The organism is uncultured Jatrophihabitans sp., from assembly GCF_964252635.1.
In the GTDB taxonomy this organism is placed as follows: domain Bacteria; phylum Actinomycetota; class Actinomycetes; order Mycobacteriales; family Jatrophihabitantaceae; genus Jatrophihabitans.
In genome coordinates this window covers 1-12,162 of record NZ_CAXUNP010000068.1, presented here as the reverse complement: position 1 = coordinate 12,162, position 12,162 = coordinate 1, and the positions used below count along the sequence as shown (strand labels likewise).

Genomic DNA, 12,162 nt, shown 5'->3' with positions numbered 1-12,162 from the left:
GTTCTACACCGGCCGGCGGGGGCGGACCCGAGGACAAGGCGACGCGCCCGCCCGGCTGACCGACCGCACGGACCCGACGACTGCGGCGGCCCTACCGGGCTACGGCAGCGCGTCGACCAGCTCGGCCACGCTGCGCCGCCGGCCGGTGTAGAACGGCACCTCCTCGCGGACGTGGCGACGCGCGCCCGATCCGCGCAGGTGGCGCATCAGGTCGACGATGCGGTGCAGCTCGTCGGCCTCGAAGGCCAGGATCCACTCGTAGTCGCCGAGCGCGAACGAGGAGACGGTGTTGGCGCGGACGTCCTTGTAGTCGCGGGCCATCTGCCCGTGCTCGGACAGCAGGGCGCGGCGCTCCTCGTCGGGCAGCAGGTACCACTCGTAGGAGCGCACGAACGGGTAGACGCTGACGTAGGCGCGCGCCTGCTCGTCGGCCAGGAACGCCGGCACGTGGCTCTTGTTGAACTCGGCGGGACGGTGCAGCGCCATGTTCGACCACACCGGCTCGAGGAAGCCGCCGAGGCGGGTGCGGCGGAACCGCGAGTAGGCCTCCTGCAGCTCGTCGGACGTCTCGGCGTGCCACCACACCATGACGTCGGCGTCGGCCCGCAGCGCGGACAGGTCGTAGGTGCCGCGGATGCGGATGTCCTTGCGGTCGAGGTCGTCGAACAGGTCCTGCACCTCGACCGCCATCGACGCCCGGTCGAGCGGCAGCGGACGGGCCGCGCGGAACACCGACCACGCGGTGTAGCGGATGACTGTGTTCAATTCGCGCGCTGACTTTCCTTCGGCCATGGCTCTAGTGTCCTCCGTCGACACGGTCGGGTGTGCGCGGCCGGTCCGCGAGCTGCGTCACGACCTGGCGGACCGCCGTGCGCGCGCCCGCGATGCACGCCGGCACCCCGACGCCGTCGTAGGCGGCACCGCAGACGGCCAGCCCGGGTACGCGCGTGACCGCGTCCCGCACGCGCCCGATCCGCTCGACGTGCCCGACCCCGTACTGCGGCAGGCCACCGCCCCACCGGGTGACGAGGGCGTCGACCGGGTCGGCGCCGATGCCGGCCAGCGGGCGCAGCTCGTTGCGGACGAGCCGGACCAGGTCATCGTCGGACAGCTGCAGCGCCGTCGTCTCACCGGCCCGTCCGACCGAGGCCCGCAGCACCGTCCGGGTGCCGGACTCGAGCGGCCACTTGTTCGTCGACAGGGTCAGTGCCTTCACGGCCAACCGCTCCCCCGCGGCGACGAGCAGGCCGCTGCCCGCGGGTGCCTCCACCCCGTCGAAGGCCAGCGCGACGATGGCCATGCTGGCGCTGTCGATGCCGCCCAGCTCGCGCGCGGCGTCCGGCACGAGGCCGCGCAGCAGCCGGGCCGCCTTGGCCGCCGGCAGCGCGACCACGACCGCGTCGGCCTCCAGGTGCTCCGCGACCGGGACGGCGCCCACGGTGAGGACGAAGCCGGCGCGGGTGCGGGTGAGCTCGCGGACCGTGGCCGACGTGCGCACCGCGAAGCGGCCGGACCCGGCCAGCGCCGCGGGCAGACGGCCCAGGCCGCCCCGCAGGCTGGTGAAGACGGACCCCGACGGCGGGCGGGTACCGGCCCCGACGACCCCGCGGGCGGCCTGCAGCAGCGAGCCCCCGTCGGCCAGCGCCGCGGCGAGCGTGGGGACCGTCGCGCGCAGCGACAGCTGATCGGCGCGTCCGGAGTAGACCCCGCCCAGCAGCGGTTCGACGAGCCGGTCGACGACCTCGTCGCCGAGCCGGTCGCGGACGAGCGCGCCCACGGCGACGTCGTCGGACAGCGGCGCCAACGGCTCCCGGTCGGGTTCGGCGGCGAGCCTGGCCACTGCGCCCTCCGACAGCGCACCGGACGCCTGCACGGCCTCGACGTCGGTGGGGATGCCCAGCAGCGTCCGGGCCGGCAGCGGGTGGCTGCGGCCACCGGCACGGATCCGCGCCGCCGTCGTCGACGGTGCGATGCGCTCACCGGACAGGCCGAGCTCGGCGATCAGGTCGAGCGCTTCTGGACGGGTGGTCAGCACCGACTCCGCACCGACGTCGAGCTCGACGCCGCCGACCGTGGCCGTCCGCAGCTTGCCGCCGACCTGCGCCGACGCCTCGAGCACGGTGACCTCGAAGCCGGCCTCGGCGCCGGCCCACGCCGCGGTGAGCCCCGAGATGCCGCCGCCCACGACCAGGAGCCTCATGTCGAGTTCTGCACCGTCTCGACGATCCGGGTGAGCACATCCGGGTCGGTGCCGGGCGGCACGCCGTGGCCGAGGTTGAACACGTGGCCGTCGGCGATCCGGCCCTGGGCGACGACGCGGCGGACGGCGGCGTCGACGACCTGCTCGCCGGCGCCGAGCAGGGCCGGATCGAGATTGCCCTGCACGACCGCGCCCGGCCCGAGGCGACGCGCGGCCTCGTCGAGCGGCACCCGCCAGTCGACGCCCACGACGTCGGCTCCGGCGCTGCGCATGGCGGCCAGCAGCTCGCCGGTGTTCACGCCGAAATGGATGCGCGGCACCGTGCCGGCCAGGGGCTGGAGCACGGCCCGGCTGTGCGGCAGCACGAACTGCTCGTAGTCGGCCAGCGAGAGCGTCCCGGCCCACGAGTCGAACAGCTGCACGGCCGACGCGCCCGCGTCGATCTGCACCTGCAGGAAGGCGCGCGCGATTTCGGCCAGGCGCTCGAGCAGCGCGTGCCAGAACTGCGGGTCGCTGTGCATCAGGGACTTGGTCAGCGCATGGTCCTTGGACGGACCGCCCTCGACGAGGTAGCTGGCCAGGGTGAACGGGGCGCCGGCGAAGCCGATGAGCGGCACGGGTCCGAGCTCGCGCACCAGGTCACCCACCGCCTGGCTGACGTAGGCGACGTCGTCGGCCTCGAGCGGGCGCAGGCGGTCGAGGTCGGCGAGTTCGCGGATGGGCTTGTCGACCACGGGCCCGACGCCGGCAACGATGTCGACGCCCACCCCGATGGCGACGAGCGGCACGACGATGTCCGAGAACAGGATCGCGGCGTCGACCCCGTGGCGGCGCACCGGCTGCAGGGTGATCTCGGTGATCAGCTCGGGCGTGCGGCACGCCTCGAGCATCGTGGAGCCCGTCCGCAGGGCGCGGTACTCCGGCAGGGAACGCCCGGCCTGGCGCATGAACCAGACCGGCGGGCGGGGTCCGGGACGGCCGGTCGCGGCCCGGACGAGCAGGGAATCGGTGAGCGCCATAGCCCTGCCATCGTCCCACGCGGGTTCGCACGTCTGTTCGGCGCGCCTGTCCGAAACTGTCGCCCCTGCGTGGCAACTTGGATGGCAAGTCACGGGTGTTCTCGCTGTGCGCCCGGCGCCGGAGAGGAGGTCTGTCGTGTCGCTGTCGACCGAGGAGACCCTGTTCGTGTTCTGTCCGACCTGTGCCCGCGAGAGCCTTGCCGAGGCCCCGCCGTGCCCGGACGGCCACGACGGCTGCTGCCCCGACCTCGCCTGCCTCGAGTGCGGCACGGCGCTGCTCGACTGGTCGATCACCGGGTTCGTTCGCAGTGCCCCTCGTCCCGGCCGTCCCGCGCGGCGCGCGGCGTGACGACCGCTCCGCCCGGGGCCGGCATGACCGACGAGCAGGGTTCACCGCGGGCCGCGGGGACGCCCGAACCGGCCAGCCCCCGTCCGCCCGTGTTCGTGGCCGCCGTCGACAGCCTGAGCGCCACCAGGGTCCGCGCCGAGGTGGTCATCGAGCCGCTGCGGCCCCCGCAACGACTCGCCCCGTGGAGCTGGGCCCTGAGCGCCGACATCATCGCCCCGGACGGCGGCGACCTGGCCTCCGGCCGCCTGGTGCTGCTGCACGACCCGGACGGCCACGACGCGTGGGACGGCGTGCTGCGCCTGGTCGCCTACGCCTCCGCCGAGCTGGACGAGCAGATGGGTGTCGACCCGATGCTGCCGACCGTCGGGTGGAGCTGGCTCACCGACGCCCTGGTCGAGCGCGGCGCGGCGCACCGTGCCGCCGGCGGCACCGTCACCCAGACCACCTCCACCCGGTTCGGGGACCTCGCCGGCCCGGCCACCACGGTGTCGCTGGAGATGCGGGCGTCCTGGACGGCCGATCACCCCGACCTCGGGCCGCACCTGCTCGCCTTCGTCGACCTGCTGTGCACGGCGGCGGGCCTGCCGCCGGAGGGTGTCACCGTCCTGTCCCCGAGCTGACGCGGTGACCACAGGCGGCACACGCGGCACGGACGGGACAAGCAGCACGGACGGGACAGGCAGCACGGGCGACTCCGACGACACCTCGTCCGACGCCGACCCGGGCACGAACGTCACCGCGGAAGCCGACCCCGAGCCCCCGCCGGTACCGGTCCTGCGCGAACCGCGCGACGGCGTGCCCGAGCCGCTGGTCGACGACGCTCGTCTGCGGGCGCTGGAGACCTCCCTCGCAACCGGCACCGGACCGGTCGCCCTCGACGCCGAGCGCGCGTCCGGCTACCGCTACAGCCAGCGCGCCTACCTGGTGCAGCTGCGGCGCGCCGGCGTCGGCAGCGCGCTCATCGACCCGATCGCGCTCCCCGACCTCGGCGGCGTGCACGACGCCATCGGCGACGCGGAATGGATCCTGCACGCCGCCTCCCAGGACCTCCCGTGCCTGGCCGAGGTCGGGATGCGCCCGGCGCGGCTGTTCGACACCGAGCTGGCCGGCCGACTGCTCGGCGACGAGCGGGTCGCGCTCGGCACGATGGTCGAGAAGCACCTGGGCGTCGGGCTGGAGAAGGGTCACTCCGCCGCCGACTGGTCCACCCGCCCCCTGCCCTTCGACTGGCTGATCTACGCCGCCCTGGACGTCGAGCTGCTCGTGCCGTTGCGGGACACGCTCGCCGGCCTGCTGGAGGAGGCGGGCAAGACCGAGTGGGCGCGCCAGGAGTTCGAGGCCGTCCGGCTCGCCCCGCCGCCACCGCCCCGCGTCGACCCCTGGCGGCGCACGTCGGGCATCCACAAGCTGCGCAACCGCCGCCAGCTCGCCACCGTCCGCGAGCTGTGGCAGGCGCGTGACTCCTACGCCGCCGACCGCGACATCGCACCCGGGCGCGTCCTGCCCGACGCCGCCATCGTCGACGCGGCGCGCACGGCACCGGCATCGGCCAAGGACCTGGCGGCCCTGCCCGTCTTCGGCGGTCCGCGGCAACGACGGCGCGGGGACCTCTGGTTCGGCGCCGTCGCCCGGGCCCGTGCGCTGCCCGACGCCGAGCTGCCCCCGATCACGAGCGGCACCGGTGACGGCGGGATGCCGGCGCCGTCCCGCTGGCGCGAGCGGGACCCCGAGGCCGCCGCCCGCCTGGCGCGCGCCCGCGAGGAAGTCACCGCACTGGCCGAGCAGCACACCGTCCTGGCCCAGAACCTGCTCGCCTCCGACGTCATCCGGCGGCTGTGCTGGGAGCCGCCTCCCCCCACGCCCGACGCCGTGGCCGAGCGGCTGGCCGAGCTCGGCGCCCGTCCGTGGCAGGTGGGGCTGACCGCCGCCCCGCTGGCCGCGGTCCTCCCCGCTCCCGCCTGACCCGCTGCCGCATCCTGCGGCGGTCACCCGGGGTTGGCGGAGCGGCCCGAAGTCCGGAAAGGTGTGCCTGTCCCGAATCGCACCTACGAAAGGCCGTGTCGATGAACCGCCTCTCCGCCCTGCCACGCCGGCTGCGGGCCCTACCCACCTCGGTCACCGTCGGGGTCGCCGCGCTCGGCATCGCCGGCCTCGTGGCCGCCGGCACCGCCGCCGCGTCCGGCTCCCGCGGGGGCCCGTCCGTACCCGCCCCGCCGACCAACCCGACGCGTGCCGACCAGATACAGAACATCGATCAGGTCAAGACAGCCATCAAGGGCTACTACGGCGACACGACGACGCCGCTGGCCGGCGCCCCGGCGATCGACCCGGTGACCACCGACGGCGCCGACACCGTGCTGCACTACCCGTCCGTCGGCGGTGCCTACGACAAGGAGATGGGCCGCGTCACCAAGACGGCGCTGCGCTACCTGGCGCACCCGAACGGTGGTGGCGCCGCAGGGACCAAGGCGCAGAAGGCACGGAAGGCGCAGAAGGCCATCGTGCTGGACGTCGACGACACCACCCTGAACACCTACAACTACGAGATCTACTCGAACTTCGTCTACAACCCGGCGCAGAACGCCGCGTTCGTCAACAGCGGCGCCTTCCCGGCCGTGTTCCACATGGTGCAGCTGGTGAACAAGGCGAAGGCCGAGGGTTACACCGTCTTCTTCCTGACCGGACGTCCGGAGTCGCAGCGCACCGGCACCGACGCCAACCTCACCAAGGTGGGTTACCCGGTGGTCGACAGCCAGGTGTACCTGAAGGACCTGACCAAGCCGATCTACAGCTCCTGCTACGTGGCCGCGCCGACCGCGACCAACCCGAGCTGCACGACGATCCAGTACAAGTCGATCACCCGCCGCTACATCGAGTCGCTGGGCTACGACATCGTCGCCAACTTCGGTGACCAGTACAGCGACCTCAAGGGTGGTTACGCCGACCGCGGGTTCAAGCTGCCGAACCCGATGTACTACCTGCCCTGACCTCGCACGTCACCGACAGCGCCGAACCGTCCCGACCGGACGGTTCGGCGCTGTCCGGTGTCAGCCGCGGGTGACGGCTCGTGATTCCGCGTCTGCGCCGGCACGGGCCGGGACGGACGTGCCCTCGGCGGCGTCACGGGGCAGGTCTATACGTAGCGAGAGCCCGCCGAACGGGGGCGCCGCCGCCGTCAGCTTGCCGCCGTGCGACTCGACGATGAGCTTGACGATGGCCAGGCCCAGACCCGCACCGCGGGTGGCCGTCCGCACCCGGCCGCCCCGCCGGAACGGCTCGAACAGCCGCTCGACGTCGCTGGAGGAGATGACCGACCCGCCGTTGGCCACGTGCAGCCACGCCTTGTTGGCCGACTGGCCGGTGGTGATGCGCAACCACCCGTCCGGGACGTTGTGCCGGATGCCGTTCTCGACAAGGTTGCCGATGAGGCGTTCGAGCAACCGGGGGTCGCCGAGGACGGACGCCGACTCGACCTCGGTCTCGATGCGGATGCCCTTGGCGTCGGCCTCGGCCGCCACCGCGTTCATGGCCGGCGGGACGAGCCACGCGAGGTCGACCGGTTCGGTGACCTCGAGCCCGCTGCCACCCACGGCCTGCAGCCGGGCGAGCGTCAGCAGCGACGTGACGAGGCGTTGCGCGCGGTCGGTGGCGTCGGCGACGACCGAGCCCATGCGGCGCAGCTCGGCCGTGTCGGCGTCCGGGTCGCTGAGCGTCACCTCGAGCTCGGTGCGGATCACCGACAGCGGCGTGCGCAGTTCGTGGCTGGCGTTGGCGACGAACAGCTTCTGGCTGTCGAACGCGGCGTCCAGCCGACCGAGCATGTCGTCGAAGGTGTCGGCAAGTTCCCGCAGCTCGTCCTCGGGGCCGCCCAGGTTGATGCGCTGGTCCAGGTTCTCCGTCGACAGGGCCCGCGCCGTCTGGGTGAGCCGGGCGATGGGACGCAGCGACTGGCGGGCGAGCATGTAACCGCCGATCGACCCGACCACCACGATGATCGCGAAGAACAGCAGCCCGGTCGTGAACAGGTAGTGCGTCGCGTCCGAGCGGGCCTGCTCGACGAAGGTCGAGCTGTCGACCTTCACGTACCGCGTGCGCCCGCCCGGCCCGTCCGGGGCCTGCCGGTACAGGTTCGAGGTGTTGATCGACCGGGGCGAGATGGCCTGCCGCAGCAGGATCACGCTGGTCGCGAGCAGCGACACCCCGACCAGGAGCACAAGTCCGCCGTACAGCAGCGCCATGCGAACGCGCAGCGTAGGGCGGAAGAGGCTCACTGGGCCTTCCCGGCTCCTTCACTGACCGCTTCGAGCACGGACGGATCGATGCGGTAACCGGAGCCGACCACGGTGTCGATGATGGCCGGCTCACCCAACTTCCGGCGCAGGGTCATCATGGTCACCCGCACGGTGGTCGTGAACGGGTCGGCGTTCTCGTCCCAGACCCGGTCGAGCAGCTCCTCACTGCTCACCACCGCGCCCTGCGAGGTCATCAGCGTCTCCAGGACCCCGAACTCCTTGCGGGTGAGGTCGACGTGCTCGCCGCGCCGGGTGACCGTGCGCTTGGAGGAGTCGAGCTCGATGTCGCCGGCCTGCAGGACGGGCGGCGCGGCCGGGGTCGTGCGGCGGCCGAGGGCCCGCACACGGGCGACGAGCTCCTGGAAGGCGAACGGCTTCGCGAGGTAGTCGTCGGCGCCGAGGCCGAGCCCGGTGACCTTGTCCTCGACGGTGCCGCTGGCCGTCAGCATCATGACGCGCGTGAGGATGTCCTCGTCGCGCAGGCGTCGGCAGATCTCGTCGCCGGACAGGCCCGGCAGGTCGCGGTCGAGCACGACGACGTCGTAGCGGGTCAGCGCCGCCTTGCGGTAGCCGTCGTCACCGTCGGTCGCGACGTCGACGGCCATGCCTTCCCGGCGCAACCCGCGGGCCACCGCCTCGGCGAGCTGTACCTCGTCTTCCACCACGAGGATGCGCATGTCGTGTTCCTCCCCCTAGTCCGCGTCGGATTCGACGCGGTGTGCTGCTACGTCCTGCTCGGACGACGTGTCGTCGTCCGCCCCCGGGCCGTTCTCCGCGGCTGCCCACTCGACGACGCGCCGCCCGATGTCCTGGGCGGTGAGCCCGACCGCTGCCTTCACACCGGCCACGCTGTCGTGTTCCAGGAAACGTACAGGTATGCCGATCTCGCGGGTGGGATCGAGCCGCCCGGCGTCGCGCAGGGCCTGCGAGACGCGGGTTCCGACGCCGCCGGTGACCACGCCGTCCTCGACGGTGACGACGAGCCCGGCGCCGGTCGCCAGCTCGATCAGGGCCGGGTCGACGGGTGTGACCCAGCGCGGTGACACGACCCGCACCGTGAACCCGGCGCGGCGCACCGAGGCCGCGGCGTCCAGGGCCTCGACCGCAAGCGAGCCGACGGCCACCAGCAGCACGTCGACCGGCGCGTCGGCGTCCGGCTCGGCGAGCACGTCGACGGTGCCGTGCCGGCGCAGGGCGGGGATCGGCTCAGGCAGCGCGGTCTTCGGGAAGCGCACAACCGTCGGGCCGTCGTCGACCGACACGGCCTCGCGCAGCAGCTCGCGCAGCGTCTGCTCGTCGCGCGGTGCCGCGATCCGGATGCCGGGCACGACGCCGAGGATGGCGAGGTCCCACATGCCGTTGTGGCTCGCGCCGTCCTGGCCGGTGACGCCCGCGCGGTCGAGGACGAAGGTGACGGGCAGGTGGTGCAGCGCGACGTCCATGAGCAGCTGGTCGAACGCGCGGTTGAGGAACGTGGCGTACAGCGCGACGACCGGATGCATGCCGCCCATGGCGAGCCCGGCCGCCGAGGTGACCGCGTGCTGCTCGGCGATGCCGACGTCGTAGAAGCGCTGCGGGAAGCGCTCGGCGAAGCCACCCAGGCCCGTCGGGTTGCACATCGCGGCGGTGATGGCGACGACGTCGTCACGCTGCTCCCCGACGCGCACCAGCTCGTCGCCGAACGCCGCGGTCCACGAACGGCCGGTGCTCGGCCGGGCGAGGCCCGTCGCCGGGTCGAACCCGCCGGACTGGTGCATCTGGTCGGCGACGTCGTTCTCGGCCGGCGCGTAGCCGTAACCCTTGCGGGTGAAGCAGTGGACTATGACCGGGCCGTCGAACCCGCGCGCGAGGCGGAGCGCGTTCTCCACCTCGGCGATGTCGTGGCCGTCGACCGGGCCCAGGTACTTCAGGCCCAGGTCCTCGAACATGCTCTGCGGCTGCAGCAGGTCCTTGATGCCGCGCTTCATGCCGTGCAGCGCGTCGAAGATCGGCTGGCCGACGACGGGGGTCTTCTCCAGCGCGTCGCGGACGTTGCCGAGCACCCGCTCGTAACCCGGGCGCAGCCGCAGCGCGGCGAGGTGCCTCGCCAGGCCGCCCACGGTCGGCGAGTAACTGCGCCCGTTGTCGTTGACGACCACGACGACGGGACGGTCGGCGCCCGCGATGTTGTTCAGCGCCTCCCAGCACATGCCTCCGGTCAGCGCGCCGTCGCCGACGACGGCCACGACCGGGCGTCGCTCGCCACGCACCTCGAAGGCCTTGGCGAGCCCGTCGGCGTAGGACAGCGCGGTGGAGGCGTGGGAATTCTCTATCCAGTCGTGCGCGCTCTCGGCCCGGCTGGGGTAGCCGGACAGCCCGCCGCCCTGGCGCAACGTCGGCATCTGCTCGGCGCGACCGGTGAGGATCTTGTGGACGTAGGCCTGGTGGCCGACGTCGAACAGGATCGGCTCGGTCGGCGAGTCGAAGACCCGGTGCAGGGCCATCGTCAGCTCGACCACGCCGAGGTTGGGTCCGAGGTGGCCGCTCGTGCGCGCGACGGTCTGCACCAGCAGGTCGCGGATCTCAGCCGCGAGACCGGCCAGCGCGGGACCGTCGAGTGCGCGCAGATCTGCTGCAGAGCCAAGCCGTTCGAGAACTCGCGTCACGGGGTAGATCGTACGGCTCCGGCGCCGGGACCGCCCCGTGTGGCGCTCCGGCGGGTCACGGGCCGGGGTTGGCGGCAGGTGGTTCCAGGCGGGCCACGCACTCGACGTGGTGGGTCATCGGGAACGCGTCGAAGGCCCGCACGGAGGTCAGCCGCCACCCGGCCGACCGGGCCACGGCGACGTCGCGGGCGAGCGCCGCCGGGTCGCAGGCCACGTACCCGATCGCCCGGGGCGCGTGGTCCAGCAGGGCCTGCATGACCTCGCGTCCGGCGCCGGCGCGGGGCGGGTCGAGGACGACGACGTCGAAGCGTTCGGCCGCCGGGTCCAGCGGCCCGTCCGGCGCGACCAGTGACTCGGCGGTGACGCGAGCCCGCTGCACGCGTGCCTGCGGCAGGTGGGCCAGGTTCGCCTCCGCGTCGCCGACCGCGGCCGCCGAGGACTCGACGCCGAGCACCGCGCCGAGCGGGCCGACGGCGTCGGCGAGCGCGGCGGTCAGCAGGCCGGCGCCCGCGTACAGGTCGAGCACCCGCTCACCGGGGCCCGGCGCGACGGCGGCGAGCAGGGCGTCGACGAAGGTCGCGGCCGCCGCCGGGTGCACCTGCCAGAACCCGCCGGCCTGCACGCCGAAGCTCCGGCCGTCGACCTCGTGGTGCAGCACCTCGGGTCCGCGGACGACACGCACCCGGTCCGGGGGCCGGCGGCCGCGGGCCTGCCGGCCGCCGCCCGGTGTGTGGACCAGCAGCGTGGTCTCGTCACCGTCGCCGGCCACCTGCTCGAGGCCGGTGGCCCGGGGGGTCAGCTCGCCGGTCGAGGGGAAGGCCGCGATCGCCGGCTGGGCGAGCGGGCAGTGGTCCAGCTGCTCGACGGTGTGCGACCGGTGCCGGCGCAGGCCGTGGCCGCCGTCCGTCCCGGGCCGGTCGTCGAGGGCCCACAGGATGCGCGAGCGCCACCCGAGCAGCCCGCCCGGCAACGCCTCGACTCCGGCGAGCAGGTCGCCGAGCTCGAACCTCGCCAGCCGGGTGAACTGCTCGCGGATCACCGTCTCCTTGAGCACCCGCTGGGCCTGCGCCGATGCGTGCTGCCAGTCGCACCCGCCGCAGCGGCCCGGCCCCGCGTGCGGGCAGGGCGGCTCGACCCGGTCGGGCGAGGCGGTCAGCACCTCGACGGCGTCGGCGAAGCAGTACGACCCGCCGCGGTCCTCGGTGACCAGCGCCCGTACCCGCTCCCCCGGCAGGGCGTGCCGGACGAACACGGCGCGACCCTCGTGCCGGGCGACGCAGGAACCGCCGTGGGCCGGTCCGCCGATGTCGAGCTCCAGGGTGGCGCCGGCCAGCGGGCCGCGCTCAGCCACGGCGGATCGGCACCCCGCCGTCGGCAACGCCGCCGTCAGCGACCCCGCGGTCAGAGACCCTCGCGTCCGGCAGGGTGACGGGCGGGGCGGCCGGGGTCGGCACCGGCTGCTCCTGCCGCCCGAACACGTCCGTCATCAGGATGCGCGGGCTGCCGCCGCCGCCGGGGTCGCGGAAGAACATCAGGAACAGGCCGTTCGGCGCCCAGGTCGGCCCCTCGTTGTGGAAACCTTCGGTGAGCAGGCGCTCGCCGGAGCCGTCGGGCTTCATCACGCCGATCGAGAACGAGCCCTTGCCCTGCTTGGTGA

The 12,162-nt window shown here is 73.7% G+C and carries 11 protein-coding genes and 1 pseudogene; 4 read left to right on the top strand and 8 right to left on the bottom strand.

Going from position 1 to position 12,162, the window contains the following annotated elements; all coding sequences use genetic code 11:
* Positions 1-99: 99 nt before the first annotated feature.
* From hemQ to hemE, 3 genes are read right to left on the bottom strand one after another with little or no spacing between them, the layout of a single operon-like run.
* Positions 100-792, bottom strand: a complete 693-nt coding sequence (gene hemQ / locus ACFFCA_RS19010) for a hydrogen peroxide-dependent heme synthase (RefSeq protein WP_375487709.1) — start codon at positions 790-792, stop codon at positions 100-102.
* A 4-nt stretch (positions 793-796) separates the two neighbouring features.
* Positions 797-2,200: a protoporphyrinogen oxidase gene (gene hemG, locus ACFFCA_RS19005; protein WP_375487707.1), complete on the bottom strand. Its 1,404-nt coding sequence runs from the start codon at positions 2,198-2,200 to the stop codon at positions 797-799.
* A complete protein-coding gene (gene hemE / locus ACFFCA_RS19000; RefSeq protein WP_375487705.1) occupies positions 2,197-3,219 on the bottom strand; it encodes a uroporphyrinogen decarboxylase in 1,023 nt (340 codons plus the stop codon). The genes hemG and hemE overlap by 4 nt, the downstream gene beginning before the upstream one ends.
* A 136-nt stretch (positions 3,220-3,355) precedes the next feature.
* On the opposite strand from hemE, the gene ACFFCA_RS18995 reads away from it, so the two are divergent.
* The 4 genes from ACFFCA_RS18995 to ACFFCA_RS18980 all read left to right on the top strand — a co-directional run bounded on the left by ACFFCA_RS18995 (position 3,356) and on the right by ACFFCA_RS18980 (position 6,555).
* On the top strand, positions 3,356-3,568 hold the full coding sequence (locus ACFFCA_RS18995; RefSeq protein ID WP_375487703.1) for a hypothetical protein: 213 nt from the start codon (positions 3,356-3,358) through the stop codon (positions 3,566-3,568).
* Between the two features lie 23 nt (positions 3,569-3,591).
* The gene (locus ACFFCA_RS18990; RefSeq protein ID WP_375487711.1) at positions 3,592-4,188 is read left to right on the top strand and encodes a DUF3000 domain-containing protein; all 597 of its coding nucleotides are present in this window, start codon (positions 3,592-3,594) and stop codon (positions 4,186-4,188) included.
* 4 nt (positions 4,189-4,192) lie between these two features.
* Positions 4,193-5,530, top strand: a complete 1,338-nt coding sequence (locus tag ACFFCA_RS18985; protein ID WP_375487701.1) for an HRDC domain-containing protein — start codon at positions 4,193-4,195, stop codon at positions 5,528-5,530.
* A 101-nt stretch (positions 5,531-5,631) separates the two neighbouring features.
* Positions 5,632-6,555: an HAD family acid phosphatase gene (locus tag ACFFCA_RS18980; RefSeq protein WP_375487698.1), complete on the top strand. Its 924-nt coding sequence runs from the start codon at positions 5,632-5,634 to the stop codon at positions 6,553-6,555.
* A 60-nt stretch (positions 6,556-6,615) separates the two neighbouring features.
* On the opposite strand, the gene ACFFCA_RS18975 is transcribed toward ACFFCA_RS18980, so the two are convergent.
* The 5 genes and pseudogenes from ACFFCA_RS18975 to ACFFCA_RS18955 form a co-directional block, all read right to left on the bottom strand.
* Positions 6,616-7,806 (bottom strand): sensor histidine kinase, encoded by a 1,191-nt coding sequence (locus tag ACFFCA_RS18975; RefSeq protein ID WP_375487696.1) that lies wholly within the window; start codon positions 7,804-7,806, stop codon positions 6,616-6,618.
* A 29-nt stretch (positions 7,807-7,835) separates the two neighbouring features.
* Positions 7,836-8,537 (bottom strand): response regulator transcription factor, encoded by a 702-nt coding sequence (locus tag ACFFCA_RS18970; protein WP_375487694.1) that lies wholly within the window; start codon positions 8,535-8,537, stop codon positions 7,836-7,838.
* A gap of 15 nt (positions 8,538-8,552) precedes the next feature.
* Positions 8,553-10,505, bottom strand: a complete 1,953-nt coding sequence (dxs, locus tag ACFFCA_RS18965) for a 1-deoxy-D-xylulose-5-phosphate synthase (protein ID WP_375487692.1) — start codon at positions 10,503-10,505, stop codon at positions 8,553-8,555.
* A gap of 55 nt (positions 10,506-10,560) precedes the next feature.
* A complete protein-coding gene (locus ACFFCA_RS18960; protein ID WP_375487690.1) occupies positions 10,561-11,856 on the bottom strand; it encodes a class I SAM-dependent RNA methyltransferase in 1,296 nt (431 codons plus the stop codon).
* A pseudogene (locus ACFFCA_RS18955) lies at positions 11,849-12,162 on the bottom strand (hypothetical protein); the annotation flags it as partial. The gene ACFFCA_RS18960 and the pseudogene ACFFCA_RS18955, both read right to left, overlap by 8 nt.

Coding starts and splice junctions, on each gene's coding strand:
- hemE (WP_375487705.1), bottom strand. CDS start 3,219: ATGGCGCTCACCGATTCCCTGCTCGTCCGGGCCGCGACCGGCCGTCCC.
- ACFFCA_RS18980 (WP_375487698.1), top strand. CDS start 5,632: ATGAACCGCCTCTCCGCCCTGCCACGCCGGCTGCGGGCCCTACCCACC.
- hemG (WP_375487707.1), bottom strand. CDS start 2,200: ATGAGGCTCCTGGTCGTGGGCGGCGGCATCTCGGGGCTCACCGCGGCG.
- ACFFCA_RS18970 (WP_375487694.1), bottom strand. CDS start 8,537: ATGCGCATCCTCGTGGTGGAAGACGAGGTACAGCTCGCCGAGGCGGTG.
- ACFFCA_RS18975 (WP_375487696.1), bottom strand. CDS start 7,806: ATGGCGCTGCTGTACGGCGGACTTGTGCTCCTGGTCGGGGTGTCGCTG.
- ACFFCA_RS18990 (WP_375487711.1), top strand. CDS start 3,592: ATGACCGACGAGCAGGGTTCACCGCGGGCCGCGGGGACGCCCGAACCG.
- hemQ (WP_375487709.1), bottom strand. CDS start 792: ATGGCCGAAGGAAAGTCAGCGCGCGAATTGAACACAGTCATCCGCTAC.